Genomic DNA, 21138 nt, shown 5'->3' on the forward strand with positions numbered 1-21138 from the left:
GAGTGAGATTGAATTCATTACGAATTCATAGTCTCACTCCAAATGGATGATTAGAACCAAAGTACAAACTAATTGAGGACATACTCAAAGTTCAATCATTTAATATAAATTTTCATTTTAAACTTAAACTATTTGATGTTTATGCTTATCCTTAATTGATAGTCTTAAAAATTATTTAAGTTGTAAATCTGTTTTTCTTAATTCAGAAATAATTTCTGCTGTATCATAGCAATTAGTAGCAATATTTGAATATCTTTCAGCTAAACGATAAGCGTTGATGTATAATTCAAGACTTTCTTTAGCAATATCTTCTGCATCTTCAGATTTAGATGGATTAGATTTTACCACTAATTCTGCAAACTTTTCTGGATCAATATTAATTGACATGTAAATTTTACAACTCCTATTACTTTTGATAAACCTATCTTAACATATGTTGTATACATGCTAAAGCAAATAGATATCAAATTTAAAAAGAGTATGAATATCCTCTTTTATTATAGACCTATATGAATTAAACTATTTTTATGAGAGGATGAACATTCAATGAGGATATTATTTATTGGAGATATCGTAGGTAAAGTTGGAAGAAATGCAATTGCTGAATATTTACCTAAAATAAAACAATCATATAGACCTACTGTAAGTATCGTTAATGCTGAAAATGCAGCGCACGGTAAGGGTCTAACTGAAAAGTTATATAAACAATTATTAAGAGATGGCGTAGATTTCATGACGATGGGTAATCATACATACGGTCAACGTGAAATTTATGACTTTATTGATGATGCAAACAGAATGATAAGACCCGCTAATTTTCCAAGTGAAGCGCCTGGTGTAGGCATGAGATTTATTCAAATTAATGATATTAAATTAGCAATTATTAATTTGCAAGGCCGTTCATTTATGCAAGATATCGACGACCCTTTTAAAAAAGCTGATCAACTTATTGAAGAAGCTAAAAAAGAGACTAATTTTATATTTGTTGATTTTCATGCAGAAACGACATCAGAAAAAAATGCAATGGGATGGTATTTAGATGGTAGAGTAAGTGCGGTAGTTGGTACGCATACGCACATTCAGACTTCAGATGAACGTGTACTACCGAATGGCACAGGGTATATTACTGATGTTGGTATGACAGGATATTACGATGGTATATTAGGTATTAATCGTGATGAAGTAATAGAGAGATTTATTACAAGCTTACCACAACGTCATGTTGTGCCAGATGATGGAAGAAGTGTTCTATCTGGTGTTATTATAGATTTAGATAAAGATGGAAAAACAAAACAAATTGAAAGAATTTTAATTAATGACGATCATCCATTTAATAAATAATTCAAAAGAAACTTATAGATGAACGAATATAGTCCATTAGTATGAATTTAAATAATTGCCACTGTTGTCATAGTAAGACGGTGGTTATTTTTGTTATGATTTATTATGAATTAATTCCACAGGAGGCATATGATATGAAATCACAAATATCATGGAAAGTGGGCGGACAACAAGGTGAAGGTATCGAATCGACTGGAGAAATCTTTGCCACAGCAATGAACCGTAAAGGTTATTATTTATATGGATATAGACATTTCTCAAGTCGTATAAAAGGTGGACATACTAATAACAAAATTAGAGTGTCTACTGCGCCTGTACATGCAATTAGTGATGATTTAGACATTCTAGTGGCTTTTGATCAAGAAACGATTGAATTGAATCATCATGAAATGCGTGAAGATAGCATTATTATTGCTGATGCAAAAGCTAAACCGACAAAACCTGAACAATGTCGTGCTCAACTTATTGAATTACCTTTTACTAGCACAGCTAAAGAATTAGGTACTGCATTAATGAAAAATATGGTTGCTGTAGGAGCAACAAGTGCAATCATGGATTTAGATACTGCAACATTTGAAACCCTTATAACTAATATGTTTACTAAAAAAGGTGAAAAAGTTGTAGAAATGAACATTGAAGCTCTAAATCAAGGTTATACATTGATGAAAGAACAATTAAATGATTTACAAGGAGACTTCAAACTACAAACGACTGAAGAGACTCCACACTTATATATGATTGGTAATGATGCTATTGGATTAGGTGCGATTTCAGCTGGTTCTCGTTTCATGGCTGCTTATCCAATTACACCGGCATCTGAAATTATGGAATATATGATTGCAAACGTCCCAAAAGTAGGCGGCACGGTAGTACAAACTGAAGATGAAATTGCTGCAGCCAATATGGCAATTGGTGCTAATTATGCAGGTGTCAGAGCATTCACTGCTAGTGCTGGCCCAGGTTTATCACTTATGATGGAAGCCATAGGCCTTTCAGGTATGACTGAAACACCTTTAGTCATTATTAATACTCAACGTGGTGGACCATCTACAGGTTTACCAACCAAGCAAGAACAATCAGATTTAATGCAAATGATTTATGGTACGCATGGAGATATACCTAAAATAGTAGTTGCTCCTACAGATGCTGAAGATGCATTTTATTTAACTATTGAGGCTTTTAATTTAGCAGAAGAATATCAGTGCCCAGTAATTATATTGAGTGACCTACAATTATCATTAGGTAAACAAACAGTTGAACGCTTAGATTATAATAAAATTCAAATACGCCGTGGCGAGTTATTACAATCTGATATTGAACGAGAAGAAGATGACAAACAATACTTTAGAAGATATGCATTAACAGGAAATGGTGTATCACCTAGACCTATTCCAGGTGTTAAAGGTGGCATACACCATGTAACTGGCGTTGAACATAATGAAGAAGGTAAACCGAGTGAAGCGGCTGAAAATAGACGTCAACAAATGGAAAAACGAATGCTTAAAACAACAAATTTACTAATTGAAAAACCTGTTGAGTTAGATGAACAACACGAAGAAGCAGATATTCTATTTATAGGGTTCATATCTAGTAAAGGTGCTATTCAAGAAGGTGCTGAAAGATTAAACGCTCAAGGTATAAAAGTAAATACAATGCAGATTCGACAACTACATCCTATGCCGAAAGATGTCATTCAAGCAGCTATCGATAAAGTATCTAGAGTTATTGTTGTTGAACATAATTATCAAGGTCAACTTTCAAATATCCTTAAAATGAATACAACTATTCAAGATAAATTAATAAATCAAACTAAGTATGATGGAACACCTTTCTTACCTCATGAAATTGAATCTAAAGGACAAAAAGTAGTAAGCGAAAGTAAGGAGTTGGTATAATTGGCTACATTTAAAGATTTTCGAAATAATGTGAAGCCAAATTGGTGCCCCGGTTGTGGTGATTTCTCAGTTCAAGCAGCTATTCAAAAGGCGGCAGCTAATGTAGGGTTAGAGCCAGAGGAAGTAGCAGTTATTACTGGTATAGGTTGTTCAGGACGACTATCTGGTTATATTAATTCATACGGTGTACATGGCATACATGGGCGTGCTTTACCATTAGCGCAAGGTGTTAAAATGGCGAACAAGGATTTAACAGTTATTGCTTCTGGTGGTGATGGTGATGGATACGCTATTGGTATGGGTCATACCATACACGCATTAAGACGTAATATGAACATGACGTATATTGTTATGGACAATCAAATTTATGGCTTAACTAAAGGTCAAACGTCGCCTTCATCTGCGGTTGGTTTTGTTACTAAATCTACCCCTAAAGGTAATATCGAGAAGAATGTTGCACCACTCGAATTAGCTTTATCATCAGGCGCTACTTTTGTAGCACAAGGCTTTTCTAGTGATATTAAAGCATTAACTAAACTAATTGAAGATGCGATTAACCATGATGGTTTTTCTTTTGTAAATGTCTTTTCACCATGTGTAACATACAACAAAGTAAACACATATGATTGGTTTAAAGAACATTTAACTAGTTTAGAAGATATCGAAGGCTATGATACTTCAGATAAACAATTAGCAATGAAGACTGTTCTAGATCATGAATCACTAGTTAAAGGTATTGTATATCAAGATACTGAAACACCATCATATGAGTCTCAAATTGAAGAATTAAATGAAAGTGCATTATCTAAACGCGATATTCATATAACAGAAGAAGATTTTAATAACTTAACTGCTCAATTTGTATAGAAATTGTAGGAGCTCACTTTAAAACGCTTTAAGTTTTGAAGTGAGTTTTTTTTATAACTTAAGAGTTTTTTTATTGAAAATAATAACACCATTGCTTAATGATGTATAGAAAATATTAAAATATTTTAGTTTAAGTAATCATTGTTAAAAATCATTTAAATACTTTTTAGAACCTATAAAATGGGAAAGAATAATAATAACACTATACTTAAGAGAGGTTTTTACAATGGATAAATATCATTCAATGAAAGAATTACAAAATGAGACAATTGAGAATGAGGATTGGGAGATAATTACTGAAGATAGAGATAGTAACGTAACGATTTTAGCAATACATGGTGGTGGAATTGAACCAGCTACTTCTGAAATTGCTAGGGTCATCGCTAATGAAGGGCAATTTAATTATTTCGCCTTTAACGGTATTCGTACAAAAGGAAACAATGAATTGCATGTGACATCTATAAACTATGATAATGATATCGCAATGAACTTAGTGAAATCTAGTGAACGTGCTGTAACAATTCATGGATGTCTTGGTGAAGAAAACGTTGCTTATATCGGTGGTAAAGATAATCAATTAAAAGAGCGTATTGCTAATGAATTAAATCAAATAGGTGTAGAAGTTAAAGAAGCACCGAGTCACATGTCTGGTGTTCAAGATGATAATATAGTTAATTGCACGAAAAATGAAGTTGGGGTACAAATAGAATTAACATCTAGTTTAAGAAAGTCTTTATTTAAAAATAATAAGTTTAATCGTAAAAGTAGAATGGATGAATCAAATTGGGATGATAAAATGTATGATTTTGGCCAAGCAATTAACTCGGCAATTAATTAAGGCAAGTTAAATAAGGGCGTGGTAAAATTAAGGTAATAATATTGAATGAGGTGATTGTTAATGCAAGACACATTAATGAGTATTCAAATCGTTCCGAAAACGCCAAACAATGAAGACGTTATACCTTATGTAGATGAGGCAATAAAAATTATTGATGATTCTGGATTGCATTTTAGAGTTGGCCCGCTTGAGACCACAGTTCAAGGTGATATGAGTGAGTGCTTAATTTTAATCCAAAAATTGCATGAACGTATGGTTGAATTAGAATGTCCGAGTATTATAAGTCAAGTTAAGTTCTACCATGTACCAGCTGGCATCACAATTGAAACATTGACAGGAAAATATGATAACGAGTAAGTAAAGTTTAAATGAGATAAGCCTGAGACATAAATCTGTGTCTTAGGCTATATTTTTTATAATGGCAGTAGTTGACTGTTCTAAAAAATACTTATAACAAGCTTATATAATGCTAGTTAATCTTGCTTTGCTGGGATTACATCTAAATAAATATTGTAAAAATATTATTTCTATCCCACCCCATTCCACTTTTTAAATGACAAATTTATTAACTATTTCAACTCTTTTTGCACTTTATTATTAATTTTAATATAATGAACTAATGATATAAGGGCATATAGAAAGGAATTTTTTAAAGTGAACGAAGAACAAAGAAAAGCTGGTACGATAAATATCCTTGATGAACGCGATAGAAAAGTAGAAAAAGATTATAGTAAATATTTCGAAAAAATTTATCAACCACCTAGTTTAAAAGAAGCACGTAAACGTGGAAAACAAGATATAAATTATAATCGTGACTTTCATATAGAAGACAAGTTTGAAGGGATGGGCAAAGGCCGCACATTCTTAATAAAAACATATGGCTGCCAAATGAATGCACATGATACTGAGGTAATGGCAGGAATATTACAAGCCTTAGGATATACTGCTACAGAAGATATCAACGAAGCGGACGTTATTTTGATAAATACATGTGCGATTCGTGAAAACGCTGAAAATAAAGTGTTTAGTGAAATTGGTAACTTAAAACATTTAAAAAAGAATAGACCAGAAGCATTAATTGGTGTATGTGGATGTATGTCACAAGAAGAGTCAGTAGTAAATAAAATACTTAAATCATACCAAAATGTGGATATGATTTTTGGAACTCATAATATTCACAAATTACCTGAAATTTTAGAAGAAGCATACCTATCTAAAGCAATGGTTGTCGAAGTTTGGTCTAAAGAAGGCGACATTATTGAAAACCTTCCTAAAGTACGTGAAGGTAGTACAAAAGCATGGGTTAATATTATGTATGGCTGTGATAAATTCTGTACATATTGCATTGTACCTTTTACTAGAGGTAAAGAACGTAGTCGTAGACCAGAAGATATTATTGAAGAAGTTCGCGGTTTAGCGAGAGATGGTTATAAAGAAATAACTTTGCTTGGTCAAAATGTAAATTCATATGGTAAAGATATTAAGGATTTAGAGTATGGATTAGGAGATTTATTAGAAGACATTTCCAAAATTGATATTCCAAGAGTACGTTTTACTACTAGTCACCCATGGGACTTTACAGATAGAATGATTGAAGTAATAGCTAAAGGTGGCAATATTGTACCTCATATCCATCTACCCGTGCAATCAGGAAATAATGCTGTATTGAAAATTATGGGACGTAAATATACAAGAGAAAGTTATTTAGATCTAGTTAATAGAATAAAAAAATCAATACCTAATGTAGCTTTAACTACTGATATCATTGTTGGATATCCAAACGAAACTGAAGAGCAATTTGAAGAGACACTATCACTATATGACGAAGTTCAATTTGAGCACGCTTATACGTATTTATACTCTCAAAGGGATGGTACACCTGCCGCAAAAATGAAAGATAATGTACCTGAAGACGTTAAAAAAGAACGATTACAACGTTTAAATAAAAAAGTAGGACATTATTCAGAAAAAGCCATGAATCAATATGAAGGCAAAACTGTAACTGTTCTATGTGAAGGTTCAAGTAAAAAAGATGATACAGTTTTAGCAGGTTATACTGAAAAGAACAAGTTAGTTAACTTTAAAGGACCACGTGAAGCAATCGGTAAGTTAGTAAATGTTGAAATTGATGAAACAAAGCAATATTCATTAAATGGTACATTCAAAGAATTTAACGATGCACCATTGGTGACAAATTAAATGTATAGTAAAGATGATATTTTAAAACAAGCCGATCAACTCACGAGTAAAATTCAAGATTTAGATTTAATAAAATCTTATCAAAATATAGAGAAACAAATTCATGAAAATCATAATATTGAAAGTAAAATGAACCGCTTAAAAAAACAACAGAAGCAATCTGTTAATTTTCAAAATTATGGGAAACAACATGCTTATCAACAATCAGAAAATGAAATTGAAGCGCTTGAACATGAAATTAATGAATTACCAATAGTGGAAGAATTTCGTTCTGCTCATTATGAAGCAAATGATTTATTACAACTAATGATAAGCACAATGGAAGATCGTTTGAATGAACATAATGAAGATGAACATAAGGATTAATGGAAGAAAGGGATAAGCACTATGAACAATAGAAAATTGACACTTACTGCACTGTTAATTGCCACTAATGTTGTATTAAGCAGTATTATTATCATACCCTTAGGTCCTGTCAAAGCAGCACCTGTTCAACATTTCATCAATGTGTTATGTGCAGTATTTGTAGGACCATGGTACGGTTTAGCCCAAGCATTAATTTCATCAATCATAAGAAATTTATTTGGTACTGGTAGTTTTTTTGCATTTCCTGGAAGTATGATTGGCGTGCTATTGGCTAGTGTATTCTATATGTATAGAAGACATATCTTTATGGCTGCTGTTGGTGAAGTAATTGGTACAGGCATTATAGGAAGTCTTTTATGTATACCAATGGCCTGGGTTTTAGGTATGCAAGATTTCTTCGTCAAACCTTTAATGATAGCGTTTATTATTTCAAGTTTTATCGGAGCTGCTATTAGTTATTTCTTACTTATAATGTTGAAAAAAAGAGGTTTACTAGATAGATTTAAAAAATAATAGTTTGGAAATAAGAGATTGTTTTAGTTGATTTGAGGTTATCATTCCAAAAAGTAAAGTTCAGTCGTTTATGAAACGGATGTGGTCTTTATTTTGTTGTGATAATCTTTTTTATTTGTAAATTAAGATGAATCATTTTTAACTAAACTCTAAAAAGTAAATAAAATCAATAAAATGAACTCACGAGCGTTGTAACATTTCATATGTTAAAATATATGAGTTAAAAGCATGTAATAAATCGGAAAAAATTAGTAAGGTTGTGAAAATATGTCTAACACGACACCGATGATGCAACAATATTTAAAAATTAAATCGCAATATCAAGATTGCTTATTATTCTTCAGATTAGGCGATTTTTATGAAATGTTTTTTGAAGATGCTAAAGAAGCGTCAAGGGTATTAGAAATTACATTAACTAAAAGAGATGCTAAAAAAGAGAATCCAATACCTATGTGTGGCGTTCCGTATCATTCCGCTAATAGCTATATTGAAACATTGATAAATAATGGTTATAAAGTAGCAATTTGTGAACAAATGGAAGATCCTAAACAAACTAAAGGTATGGTAAAACGTGAAGTAGTTAGAGTTGTAACACCTGGAACAGTCATGGAACAAGGTGGTATGGATGAAAACCAAAATAACTACATTTTAAGTTTCATTAAACAAGATAGTAACTACGCCCTTAGTTATTGTGATATTTCTACAGGAGAGTTAAAGGCCACTCAAATTGAAGATGAAGATACATTGATTAATGAAATTGTAACTATTAATCCTAATGAAATCGTTGTTAACCAGGAAATTGATGATAATCTTAAAAAACAAATCTATTTAACTACAGAAACTATAACAATTAGAGAATCTATTTCCGATGCAAGCTATGAAGTGAATCAATTAACTAATAATCATATGTATCTAGCAACACAACTATTACTCGATTATGTTTATCATACTCAAAAACGAGATTTGTCTCACTTAGAAACTGCAATAACGTATGCTGCAGTGGATTTTATGAAGATGGACTACTATGCTAAAAGAAATTTAGAATTAACTGAAAGTATTAGATTAAAATCTAAAAAAGGAACACTTTTATGGTTAATGGATGAAACTAAAACGCCGATGGGAGCACGTCGCCTTAAGCAATGGATAGACAGACCATTAATCAATAAAGAAAGAATTGAAGAAAGACTAAGTGTAGTAGAATCATTCATGAATCACTTTATTGAGAGAGACACATTACGAGGATATTTAAATCAAGTATATGATATAGAAAGACTTGTTGGCCGTGTCAGTTATGGCAATGTCAATGCGCGTGATTTAATTCAACTTAAACATTCAATTTCAGAGATACCTAATATTAAATCTTTACTTGAAAGTATGAATGACGTAGCATCAAATCAATTTAGTTCCCTTGAACCGTTAGAAGACTTATTACAAGTGTTAGAAGATAGTTTAATCGAAGAACCGCCTATTTCCATTAAAGATGGTGGTCTATTTAAACAAGGCTTTAGTAAACAATTAGATGAATACTTAGAAGCTTCTAAAAATGGAAAAGATTGGTTAGCACAACTACAAGCTAAAGAAAGAGAGCGTACAGGTATTAAATCTCTTAAAATTAGTTTTAACAAAGTGTTTGGTTATTTTATAGAAATTACACGAGCAAATTTACAAGGATTTGAACCTAGTAAATTTGGCTATCACCGTAAACAAACATTGTCCAATGCCGAACGCTTCATTACAGATGAATTGAAAGAAAAAGAAGATGTTATTTTAGGTGCAGAAGATAAAGCGGTAGATCTTGAATATCAACTATTTGTTCGCCTAAGAGAACACATTAAAACATATACTGAAAGACTTCAAAAACAGGCTAAAATCATCTCTGAACTTGACTGCCTACAAAGTTTTGCTGAAATTGCACAAAAATACAACTATGTTAAACCTGAATTTAGTGATAATAAAACGCTAAGTTTAGAGAACTCTCGCCATCCTGTTGTTGAACGTGTGATGGACTACAATGACTATGTACCTAATGACTGTAAATTAGATAAAGATAACTTTATATATCTAATAACTGGTCCTAACATGTCTGGTAAGTCAACTTACATGAGACAAGTAGCAATCATAAGCATCATGGCTCAAATGGGGGCTTATGTTCCTTGTGATAAAGCAGAATTACCAATATTTGATCAAATATTCACTCGTATAGGTGCTGCAGATGATTTAGTATCAGGAAAAAGTACATTTATGGTAGAGATGTTAGAAGCACAAAAAGCTTTAACTTACGCAACAGAAGATAGTTTAATAATCTTCGATGAAATTGGTAGAGGAACTTCAACATATGATGGGTTAGCGCTAGCTCAAGCAATGATTGAATATGTTGCTCAAACATCTCATGCGAAAACTTTATTCTCAACACACTATCATGAACTTACGACTTTAGATCAAGAACTACCAAGTCTTAAAAATGTTCATGTGGCTGCAGATGAATATCAAGGTGAATTAATCTTCTTACATAAAGTAAAAGATGGTGCTGTAGATGATAGTTATGGTATTCAAGTAGCGAAACTAGCTAACTTGCCAGATGAAGTTATTAATCGTGCACAAGTTATATTAGATGCTTTTGAACAAAGTCAAAATGCATCTGATAATGAAGAGTATTCTAACGTTACTGTTCTTAAAGATTCAGCCTCAGTGGAAGGGTTTGAAGATGATGACGCACAAAATGCAAATAACAATGATAAAAAGTCTCAAACAACAAAGTATGAAAATGAGAATGAATTTGAGCAAGCGTCTTTCGATTTATTTGATTCAGAAACAATGACTAGTGAAATTGAGGAACAGATTAAAAATCTTAATATATCAAACATGACGCCTATTGAAGCATTACTAAAACTAAGTGAATTACAAAACCAATTGAGATAGAGGTGTTTGAAAATGGGCAAAATTAAAGAACTACAAACCTCTTTAGCTAATAAAATAGCAGCAGGCGAAGTAGTAGAGCGTCCAAGCTCAGTTGTGAAAGAATTGCTAGAAAATGCAATCGATGCTAAATCGACAGAAATTAATATTGAGGTAGAACAATCAGGTATATCCTCAATTAGAGTAGTAGATAACGGTACTGGAATAGAACAAGATGATTTAGATTTAGTGTTTCATAGACATGCCACTAGTAAATTAGATGCCGATGACGATTTATTTCATATCAGAACGTTAGGATTTCGTGGGGAGGCATTAGCGAGCATATCTTCAGTTGCTAAAGTTACACTTAAAACTTGCACTGATAATGAAAATGGACATGAAATCTATGCAGAAAAGGGAGAGATTTTAAGTCGTAAACCTGCTAAAGCTAAAAAAGGTACAGATATTACTGTTTCATCACTTTTCTACAATACACCAGCTCGCTTAAAATATATTAAAAGCTTATACACAGAGTTAGGTAAAATTACAGATATTGTGAATCGGATGGCAATGAGTCATCCTGATATACGAATTTCTTTAATATCTGATGGAAAAACGTTATTAAAAACGAATGGTTCAGGTAAAACAAATGAAGTTATGTCAGAGATTTATGGTATAAAAGTAGCAAAAGATTTAGTGCATATTCAAGGTGATACAAGTGATTATCACCTTGAAGGCTTTGTGGCCAAGCCAGAACACTCAAGAAGTAACAAACATTATATATCAATTTTTATCAATGGAAGATATATTAAAAATTTTGTACTAAATAAAGCTATTATTGAAGGTTATCATACATTACTGACAATAGGACGCTACCCGATATGTTATTTAAACATAGAAATGGATCCTATATTAGTAGATGTGAACGTCCATCCAACTAAATTAGAAGTCAGATTATCAAAGGAAGAGCAATTATATCAATTAATAGTTGAGAAAATCCGTTATGCATTCAAGGATAGAATTTTAATTCCACAAAACGATTTGGATAGAACGCCTAAAAAAAATAAAGTCTTAAATCAATTTGAACAACAAAAATTAGACTTTGAAAGAAGGCAGCGTAACACTAATCAAGACAATTCTAATTCTCATTATTATGATATGAGTGAATCTGAAGTACAAAATTCAAATTTAGATAATAATGAGTTAATTAATGAAAGTACGGAAAGTTTCGTATATAATAATAAACGTTCAGATGACAAAGATTACTTCCAAATTCAAAAAGAAATTTTGAATGACTTAGACAATGGTGATGTTTCATCATTAAATGACGAATCTACAAACGATTCAGAAGAAGTTGTAATTGAACAAAACAATAGTGATGAAGCGTCATCAAAAGCTTATCAAACATTATACAGTCAGCAAGATAATAATGATATTAAAGGTAAAGTAAGTAACACACCATCTCGACGCGTTCCGTATATGGAAGTCGTTGGACAAGTGCATGGCACTTATATCATTGCTCAAAATGAGAATGGCATGTTTATGATAGATCAGCATGCTGCACAAGAACGTATCAAATATGAATATTTTAGAGAAAAAATTGGCGAAGTGACTAATGAAGTTCAAGATTTATTAATACCACTAACATTCCACTTTTCAAAAGATGAACAAATGATTATTGATCAATATCAAGATGAATTAGACAAAGTGGGTGTTCATTTAGAGCACTTTGGCGGTCATGATTATATCGTTAATAGTTACCCAGTTTGGTTCCCAAAAGCTGAAGCTGAAGAAATTATTCAAGATATGGTTGAGTTAGTATTAAACGATAAAAAAGTAAATGTTAAAAAAATGCGTGAAGATGCTGCCATCATGATGAGTTGCAAAAAATCAATAAAGGCAAATCATTATTTAAAAAATAATGAAATGGCGGATTTGATTGATCAGTTACGTGAAGCAGAAGATCCATTCACTTGTCCTCATGGCAGACCTATAATCATCAATTTCTCAAATTATGAACTTGAAAAACTATTTAAACGTGTAATGTAGAGAGGAAAATGCCGCATGAAGGAATATGTTTTACCAGCGATACGCAACATGAAAGATTTAGAGAAATTAATAAAAACAGATTATAAGATATGCGTATTATTAGATATGCATATCGGCCATTTGAAAAGTGTTATGGCATTACTTAAAGCGAATCAAATTGAAACTTATATTCATATTGATTTAATTAAAGGGATGGCTGTCGATGAATTTGCTTGTGAGTATATAATTCAAACTTATAATCCTAAAGGGATCGTTTCTACCAAATCTAAAGTAATTCAGAAGGCTAAATCGTTAAATAAGTTAACGATTTTTAGGGTGTTTATTATAGATAGCCAAGCATTAAGTAGAAGCATCAACTTAATTAAGAAGGTTGAACCAGATTTCGTTGAAGTATTACCTGGGATTGCACATAAAGTAGTTAAAATTATTGATGAAGAAACCCCTTCAAAAGTTATAGCAGGTGGTTTAATTAATGAAGAAAGTGAAATTGTTCAAGCACTTGATAGCGGGGCAAGTTACGTTACAACAAGCAATCGTTTATTATGGTAGATAGTATCGTTAACAATTTTGCTTTAATTTAAAATCTTAAAAAGCAATCATAACTATTTTTTAAACAATTTAAATGTGACAAATTTTTAACGAAAGTATTGACAACGCTTACAAACTTTCTGTATGATTTAAACAAGTTAATATTAGATTAAGAGACGAAGAGATTTCTGCAATGCCTTTATTAGCGCTTTTGTAGGAATCTTTTTGTCTTATAGGAGGATTCGTCATGAATGAATATTTAGCAGAATTTATTGGTACTGCTATTCTTATCCTTTTCGGTGGTGGCGTTTGTGCTAACGTCAATTTAAAGCGAAGTGCTGGACAGGATTCTGATTGGATAGTAATTGCAGCAGGTTGGGGATTAGCCGTGTCAATGGGCGCATACGCAGTTGGTAAGTTTTCAGGTGCACATTTAAATCCAGCGGTTTCAATTGCTTTAGCGATGGATGGAAGTTTTAGTTGGGCTAAAGTACCTGGCTATATTATCTGTCAAATGCTTGGAGGTATCTTTGGTGGTGTATTAGTTTGGTTAATGTATTTACCACATTGGAAGGCAACTGAAGATCAGGGTGCAAAGTTAGGTGTATTCTCTACAGCACCTGCAATTAAGAATTATTTTGCAAACTTTTTAAGTGAGATTATTGGGACAGCAATCCTATGTTTAGGTATCTTATTTATCGGTGTAAATAAAATTGCAGATGGAATGAATCCACTTATTGTTGGTGGCTTAATCGTGGCTATTGGCTTGAGCTTAGGTGGTCCGACTGGATATGCAATTAATCCAGCACGTGATTTAGGACCAAGAATCGCTCATGCTATATTACCAATTGCAGGTAAAGGTGGTTCTAATTGGGGATACGCGATAGTACCTGTATTAGGACCTATAGCTGGAGGTATGCTTGGAGCAGTAATTTATAAAGTGTTTTATAAAGGTCAATTTGATTTAATTTGTGCAGTAGGTATTTTACTAGTAATAGCAACATTAGTATTAGGTTTAGTATTAAACAAATCTAATAAATCAAATGATATTGAGTCTATTTATTAATTAATTTAATAAATATCTTAAATTAGTGGTTAATTTTTTTGGAAAAGTGCTATACATATAGTACACTTCCTTATTATTCAAAATTAAAAAATAAGTGTTTTTATTCACATAGCAGAAAGGGAGAAAATTTATGGAAAAATACATCATGTCGATTGACCAAGGAACAACAAGTTCAAGAGCTATTCTATTTGATAAAGAAGGCGATATTAAAGGTGTTGCACAAAGAGAATTTAAGCAATACTTCCCTAAATCAGGTTGGGTAGAGCACGATGCAAATGAAATTTGGACTTCGGTATTAGCAGTTATGACTGAAGTATTAAATGAAAATGAAATTAACGCTGACCAAATTGAGGGTATAGGGATTACCAACCAACGTGAAACTACAGTTATTTGGGATAAAAATACTGGACGTCCAATATACCATGCAATTGTTTGGCAATCCCGTCAAACACAATCAATTTGTCATGAATTAAAGGAACAAGGTCATGAAGAAACATTCCGCAATAAAACTGGATTATTGTTAGATCCTTACTTCGCTGGTACAAAAGTTAAATGGATTCTTGATAATGTTGATGGAGCTAGAGAAAAAGCTGAAAATGGTGATTTATTATTCGGTACAATTGATACTTGGCTCGTTTGGAAGTTATCTGGTGGAGAAGCACATATTACAGATTATTCAAATGCTAGTCGTACTTTAATGTATAATATTTACGATTTAAAATGGGATGATGAGCTACTTGATTTATTAAATGTACCTAAACAATTATTGCCGGAAGTTAAAGAATCTAGTGAAATTTACGCTCATACTAAAGATTATCATTTCTTCGGTCAAGAGGTACCGATTTCAGGTATCGCTGGTGACCAACAAGCAGCACTATTTGGACAAGCTTGTTTCGAACGTGGAGATGTTAAAAATACTTATGGTACAGGCGGCTTTATGTTAATGAATACTGGTGAAGAACCAGTTAAATCTGAAAGTGGATTGTTAACTACTATTGCATACGGCTTAGACGGTAAAGTCAATTATGCACTTGAGGGTTCTATCTTTGTTTCAGGTTCAGCAATTCAATGGTTACGTGATGGACTAAGAATTATAAATTCTGCACCTCAATCAGAGAATTATGCTACACGTGTTGATTCTACAGATAATGTTTACTTCGTACCAGCATTTGTAGGATTAGGTACACCTTATTGGGATTCAGAGGCTAGAGGTGCTATATTTGGTTTAAGTCGCGGTACTGAAAAAGAACACTTTATTCGTGCGACTTTAGAATCTTTATGCTACCAAACTCGTGATGTTATGGAAGCTATGTCTAAAGACTCTAAGATTGAAGTGAACAATTTACGTGTTGACGGTGGTGCAGTTAAAAATAACTTTATCATGCAATTCCAAGCTGATATTGTAAATACTGCTGTAGAACGCCCTGAAATACAAGAAACGACAGCATTAGGTGCAGCTTATTTAGCAGGATTAGCTGTTGGTTTCTGGGATAGTAAAGATGAAATAGCAAATAGATGGCAATTAGAAACAGAATTTACACCACAGATGTCTGAAGAAGACAGAACTAAGTTATATAAAGGTTGGAAAAAAGCAGTTGAAGCTACTCAGGTCTTTAAATTGGAAGATTAATCTCTAAACATGGCTTAGTTTATTGAAGTGTGATATGATTAAATTAAGTTAATACATCAGTCGAGATTTGAGAGACCTGTTGCATACAGTTTGATTCTGTATGGATAGGTCTCTCTTTTTTCGCTTAAATAAAATATCGGAGGGGTATATTTATGGCTTTATCAACATTAAACAGAGAAGTAATTAAGAAAAATTTACAAAATGAAGAATACGATGTCGTTATTATCGGTGGCGGTATTACAGGTGCAGGTATTGCGTTAGATGCGTCTCAACGAGGAATGAAAGTAGCTTTAGTAGAAATGCAAGATTTTGCTCAAGGTACAAGTTCTCGTTCTACTAAACTTGTTCACGGTGGTTTAAGATATTTAAAACAAGCTCAAATCAAAGTTGTAGCTGAAACGGGTAAAGAACGTGCGATTGTTTATGAAAATGGCCCTCATGTAACTACTCCTGAATGGATGTTATTACCAATGCACAAAGGCGGAACGTTTGGTAAATTCACAACTAATTTAGGTTTAACTGCTTATGATCGTTTAGCAGGCGTAAAAAAATATGAACGCAAGAAAATGTTAAGCAAAAAACAAACATTAAACAAAGAGCCATTGGTTAAAAAAGATGGCCTTAAAGGTGGCGGTTATTACGTTGAATACCGTACTGATGATGCACGTTTAACAATTGAAGTTATGAAACGTGCTGAAGAAAATGCTGCAGAGATTTTAAATCACACGAAATCTACAGATTTCATTTACGATTCTAAATCAAAAGTAAGAGGTATCGAAGTGCAAGATCTACTTACTGGTGAAATGTATGAAATTAACGCTAAAAAAGTTATTAATGCAGCAGGTCCTTGGGTAGATGAAGTTCGTAAAAAAGATTATACACGTAACAATAAACAATTACGTTTAACTAAAGGTGTCCATGTAGTCATTGATCAATCTAAGTTTCCATTAAGACAAGCTGTTTATTTTGACACTGAAAAAGATGGTCGAATGATCTTTGCAATTCCACGTGAAGGTAAAGCATACGTTGGAACTACAGATACTTTCTATGATAATGACAAAACAAAACCTTTAACAACACAGGAAGATAGAGATTATCTAATTGATGCGATTAACTATATGTTCCCAGATGTTAATGTTAAAGATGAAGATATCGAATCAACTTGGGCAGGAGTTAGACCTTTAATTTTAGAAGATGGAAAAGACCCTTCTGAAATTTCACGTAAAGATGAAATTTGGGAAGGTAAATCAGGCTTATTAACAATCGCAGGTGGTAAATTAACAGGTTATCGTCATATGGCGCTTGAAATCGTAGATTTATTAGCTAAGCGCTTGAAACAAGAATATAAATTGACTTTTGCTGAATGTAAAACAAAACATACACCAATTTCTGGTGGTGATGTAGGTGGTAGCGCTAACTTTGAAAGTTTTGTGAAACGCAAAGTTGAAGAAGGTAAAGCGATTGGACTTCAAGCCGATGTTGCCAAACGTTTAGCTTCTAAATATGGTTCTAACGTAGATAAACTATTTAACATCGCACAAATTGCACAAGACAAAGATTTAAATTTACCTTTAGAATTGTACGTTGAATTAGTATATAGTGTACAAAATGAAATGGTGTTTAAACCAACTGATTTCTTAATTCGTAGATCTGGTAAACTTTATTTCAATATCAATGAAGTTAAACAATATAAAGATGCAGTCGTTGAAGAACTTGCTAAATTACTAAACTATACACAAAGTCAACAAAACGAATTTACTAAAGAAATTAATATTGCAATTGAAGAAGCAACTCGTGGAAATGAACAACTTGCAGTACTAAAATAAAATTAGTATTTATGTTTTGAAATTTAACATTTTTGATTAAATTCAAATATGATACTGTTAACTAACTAGTAAATTAATTTTAAACTTCAAATTCGTAGTTAATATCTGAACTGAGAGAGCTTTAATATGAAGCTCATCTCGGTTCATTTTTTATAAAATAAAGTAATTTTATGTTACAAAGCTTTAGTTGTTAAAATGAGACTAACAATTTGATAACATTAAGAATGAAAGGTATATTAAAAAGAATATAAGCTTTAAGGATTAAGTTATAATTTCACAAGGAGGCATATGCGTGAGTCAACAATCATTCAAAATTACCGTTGAAGACGGCACTATGATTGAAGTAAAAGTAGATAAGGCTAAGATTGCAACATTTGGTGTCGTCCATATCTTTCACGGGATGGCCGAGCATATGGATCGATATGAAGCACTTGTGCAAGCTTTAACACATCAGGGATATGATGTTATTCGACATAATCATCGAGGGCATGGTATTGATATTTATGAAAATGAAAGAGGTCATTACGATGATATGAATATCATTGCACAAGATGCATATGAAATAGCTCAAACACTTCACGGTTCAGATCACAATATTCCATATATCGTTTTAGGACATTCAATGGGCTCAATTATTGCGCGTTTATTTGTAGAGAAATATCCAGACATTGCGCAAGGTTTAATTCTCACTGGTACTGGTCAATATCCAAAATATAAAGGGATTCCAGCCATCATCGTTTTAAAATTAATAACTTTAATTTTTGGGAAGCGCAGTCGCCTAGAATGGGTAAATCAATTTGTTTATAAATCGTTTAATAAAAAGATAGACCAACCTGAAACAAGTAGTGATTGGCTATCATCTAAACGCGATGAAATTAATAAATTTGTTAAGGATGATTACACTGGTTTCTTAGTTTCAAACCAACTAATTTACCAAACCGTTAAGAATATGATACTTACAGCAAATAATAATCAACTTAAAAAAATGAATGAACTATTACCAATACTTCTTATTTCTGGTAAGGATGATCCATTTGGAGATTATGGGAAAGGTATACGTAAATTAGGAAAGAAATTCAAACGTGCTGGAATAAACCATATAACAGTCCAACTATATGCTAATAGAAGACATGAAATTTTATTTGAAGATGAAAAAGAAATGATTTGGAGTCATATGTTTGAATGGATCCAAAAACAAGTGTTAAAGAAAAAATAAAGTGAGGGATAACTATTGAGTGACGTCAATAAACCGTTTTTAGTAGTTATAGTAGGTCCAACTGCATCAGGTAAAACAGAGTTAAGTATTGAACTTGCTAAACAAATTAACGGTGAAATCATTAGTGGGGATTCCATGCAAGTTTATAAACAAATGGACATTGGTACTGCTAAAGTTACAAATGAAGAGATGGATGGAATTCCTCATTATATGATTGATATTTTAAATCCAGATGACTCATTTTCTGTGTACGATTTCAAATTACGTGCTCAAGCACTAATAGAAGATATTACTTCAAGAGGAAAGATACCGATCATAGCAGGAGGAACAGGGTTATATATACAATCGTTAATATATGATTATCCTTTTGATGATGAGACAGTTTCAAAAGAAGTTGAACAGAAAACACAGTTACAATTACAAAAATTAGAACCATTAACTAATCAAGAAGTGCATGATTATTTAGCTACATTTGATCCACAATCTGCGAAAGACATACATCCAAATAATAGAAAAAGAGTGCTTAGAGCGATTGAATATTACTTAAACACAAAAAAACTTATAAGTTCTCGCAAGAAAGTACAACAATTTACAGAAAATTATGATACATTATTAATAGGGATTGAAATGTCGCGCAAAACATTATATTCAAGAATAAATAAACGTGTAGATATTATGTTGAGCCACGGATTATTTAATGAAGTGAAGAATCTAGTAGAACAGGGTTATGAATCTACTCAAAGTATGCAAGCAATTGGTTATAAAGAGCTGGTACCTGTTGTGAATGGTGAGTTATCAATAGACCAAGCAGTTGAAACGTTAAAACAACATTCTAGACAATATGCTAAGCGACAATTGACATGGTTCAAGAATAAATTGACTGTTCAATGGTTTAATAGAGAGACAATGTCACTTCAAATGATGTTAGATGAGATTACAACCCAAATAAATAAAAGGAGTTCTAAACATGATTGCAAACCACAACATCCAAGATCAAGCACTAGAGAACTTTAAATCACAACAAACAGAAGTTACAGTTTTCTTTTTAAACGGCTTTCAAATGAAAGGTGTTATTGAAGACTTTGACAAATATGTTGTAAGTTTAGTTTCTCAAGGTAAACAACATTTGATATACAAACATGCGATCAGCACATTTACTGTAGAGACTGAAGTTTCAGATTCTGAAGAATCAGTAAATAGTGAAGAATAAGTTGTAATTAAAGTGCAACGTTGCAAGTTCTTAAGAGCGTAGACAACGGTCTTAATGAAAGTGTAACTTGTAATAAACTCATCAAATTTTAGCACTTTTGACAAATAGAGGAATGTTTGTAATATAAAAAGCTTCATTATAGAGTTGCTATTTCACTCTATAATGAAGCTTTTTATTGTATTAAAACAATATCTATAATAATTTTTCAATATCTTTTTCGATTTGTGCTGGTTTCTTTTGAGGTGAGAAACGACTTACAACGTTACCATCACGATCAACTAAGAATTTAGTGAAATTCCATTTGATTTTTTCACTTAACATTCCTTTAGCTGCATCAGTTAAGTAGCGGAATAAAGGATGTTGATTTTCACCTTTGACATCTATTTTTTCATGGATAGGGAAAGTCACACCGTAATTAATTTTACAATTTTGATTAGCTTCTGCACCTGAACCAGGTTCTTGACCACCAAATTGATTACATGGAAAACCTAATATCACAAAACCTTGGTCTTTGTATTTTTCATACAATGCTTGTAAGCCTTCAAACTGTGGCGTGAAACCACATTCACTTGCAGTATTAACGATTAGCATTACTTTGCCTTTGTATTCTTCTAATTTATAATCTTCACCATTGGACTTTTGTACAACAAAATCATATATATTTTCCATAGTATCACCCTTTCGATATAGGTTTAATGT

The 21138-nt window shown here is 32.3% G+C and carries 19 protein-coding genes; 17 read left to right on the forward strand and 2 right to left on the reverse strand.

All coding sequences use genetic code 11. The features are described 5' to 3' along the window. Nucleotides 1–171: 171 nt before the first annotated feature. On the reverse strand, nt 172–387 hold the full coding sequence (locus SBL16_RS11490; protein ID WP_037537291.1) for a hypothetical protein: 216 nt from the start codon (nt 385–387) through the stop codon (nt 172–174). A 159-nt stretch (nt 388–546) separates the two neighbouring features. On the opposite strand from SBL16_RS11490, the gene SBL16_RS11495 reads away from it, so the two are divergent. From SBL16_RS11495 to hfq, 17 genes are all read left to right on the forward strand, one after another. After that, complete coding sequence (locus SBL16_RS11495; RefSeq protein ID WP_037537290.1) at nt 547–1341, forward strand: TIGR00282 family metallophosphoesterase; 795 nt, start codon at nt 547–549, stop codon at nt 1339–1341. A gap of 134 nt (nt 1342–1475) precedes the next feature. After that, the gene (locus SBL16_RS11500) at nt 1476–3236 is read left to right on the forward strand and encodes a 2-oxoacid:acceptor oxidoreductase subunit alpha (protein WP_107612118.1); all 1761 of its coding nucleotides are present in this window, start codon (nt 1476–1478) and stop codon (nt 3234–3236) included. Beyond that, on the forward strand, nt 3237–4103 hold the full coding sequence (locus tag SBL16_RS11505; protein ID WP_107612119.1) for a 2-oxoacid:ferredoxin oxidoreductase subunit beta: 867 nt from the start codon (nt 3237–3239) through the stop codon (nt 4101–4103). Between the two features lie 226 nt (nt 4104–4329). After that, nucleotides 4330–4941, forward strand: a complete 612-nt coding sequence (locus SBL16_RS11510) for a poly-gamma-glutamate hydrolase family protein (protein ID WP_053017102.1) — start codon at nt 4330–4332, stop codon at nt 4939–4941. A gap of 60 nt (nt 4942–5001) precedes the next feature. Beyond that, on the forward strand, nt 5002–5298 hold the full coding sequence (locus SBL16_RS11515; RefSeq protein WP_011275907.1) for an MTH1187 family thiamine-binding protein: 297 nt from the start codon (nt 5002–5004) through the stop codon (nt 5296–5298). A gap of 297 nt (nt 5299–5595) precedes the next feature. Next, nucleotides 5596–7140 carry a tRNA (N6-isopentenyl adenosine(37)-C2)-methylthiotransferase MiaB gene (miaB, locus tag SBL16_RS11520; RefSeq protein WP_037537282.1) on the forward strand — a complete coding sequence of 515 codons (1545 nt, stop codon included), beginning with the start codon at nt 5596–5598 and terminating at the stop codon, nt 7138–7140. After that, nucleotides 7141–7506 (forward strand): RicAFT regulatory complex protein RicA family protein, encoded by a 366-nt coding sequence (locus SBL16_RS11525; protein WP_107612120.1) that lies wholly within the window; start codon nt 7141–7143, stop codon nt 7504–7506. 21 nt (nt 7507–7527) lie between these two features. Further along, nucleotides 7528–8019, forward strand: a complete 492-nt coding sequence (thiW, locus tag SBL16_RS11530; RefSeq protein ID WP_107612121.1) for an energy coupling factor transporter S component ThiW — start codon at nt 7528–7530, stop codon at nt 8017–8019. 267 nt (nt 8020–8286) lie between these two features. After that, nucleotides 8287–10938 carry a DNA mismatch repair protein MutS gene (gene mutS / locus SBL16_RS11535; RefSeq protein WP_107612122.1) on the forward strand — a complete coding sequence of 884 codons (2652 nt, stop codon included), beginning with the start codon at nt 8287–8289 and terminating at the stop codon, nt 10936–10938. A gap of 12 nt (nt 10939–10950) precedes the next feature. Next, the gene (gene mutL / locus SBL16_RS11540; protein ID WP_317954176.1) at nt 10951–12963 is read left to right on the forward strand and encodes a DNA mismatch repair endonuclease MutL; all 2013 of its coding nucleotides are present in this window, start codon (nt 10951–10953) and stop codon (nt 12961–12963) included. A gap of 15 nt (nt 12964–12978) precedes the next feature. Next, nucleotides 12979–13512: a glycerol-3-phosphate responsive antiterminator gene (locus SBL16_RS11545; RefSeq protein WP_037537275.1), complete on the forward strand. Its 534-nt coding sequence runs from the start codon at nt 12979–12981 to the stop codon at nt 13510–13512. Between the two features lie 226 nt (nt 13513–13738). Further along, nucleotides 13739–14557: an MIP/aquaporin family protein gene (locus tag SBL16_RS11550; protein ID WP_107612124.1), complete on the forward strand. Its 819-nt coding sequence runs from the start codon at nt 13739–13741 to the stop codon at nt 14555–14557. Between the two features lie 130 nt (nt 14558–14687). Continuing rightward, nucleotides 14688–16187: a glycerol kinase GlpK gene (gene glpK / locus SBL16_RS11555; RefSeq protein ID WP_053017106.1), complete on the forward strand. Its 1500-nt coding sequence runs from the start codon at nt 14688–14690 to the stop codon at nt 16185–16187. 152 nt (nt 16188–16339) lie between these two features. Next, on the forward strand, nt 16340–18013 hold the full coding sequence (locus SBL16_RS11560) for a glycerol-3-phosphate dehydrogenase/oxidase (protein WP_107613425.1): 1674 nt from the start codon (nt 16340–16342) through the stop codon (nt 18011–18013). A 292-nt stretch (nt 18014–18305) separates the two neighbouring features. Next, nucleotides 18306–19229, forward strand: a complete 924-nt coding sequence (locus tag SBL16_RS11565; protein WP_107612126.1) for an alpha/beta fold hydrolase — start codon at nt 18306–18308, stop codon at nt 19227–19229. 15 nt (nt 19230–19244) lie between these two features. Next, on the forward strand, nt 19245–20243 hold the full coding sequence (gene miaA / locus SBL16_RS11570; RefSeq protein ID WP_037537267.1) for a tRNA (adenosine(37)-N6)-dimethylallyltransferase MiaA: 999 nt from the start codon (nt 19245–19247) through the stop codon (nt 20241–20243). Beyond that, nucleotides 20197–20439 (forward strand): RNA chaperone Hfq, encoded by a 243-nt coding sequence (hfq, locus tag SBL16_RS11575; RefSeq protein ID WP_011275895.1) that lies wholly within the window; start codon nt 20197–20199, stop codon nt 20437–20439. The genes miaA and hfq overlap by 47 nt, the downstream gene beginning before the upstream one ends. Before the next feature lie 192 nt (nt 20440–20631). Here hfq and SBL16_RS11580 read toward each other — a convergent pair whose 3' ends face one another. Next, complete coding sequence (locus tag SBL16_RS11580) at nt 20632–21108, reverse strand: glutathione peroxidase (protein WP_037537208.1); 477 nt, start codon at nt 21106–21108, stop codon at nt 20632–20634. Between the last annotated feature and the right edge of the window lie 30 nt (nt 21109–21138).

This window comes from Staphylococcus sp. NWU MK-U1 (assembly GCF_033283505.1).
GTDB lineage: Bacteria > Bacillota > Bacilli > Staphylococcales > Staphylococcaceae > Staphylococcus > Staphylococcus haemolyticus.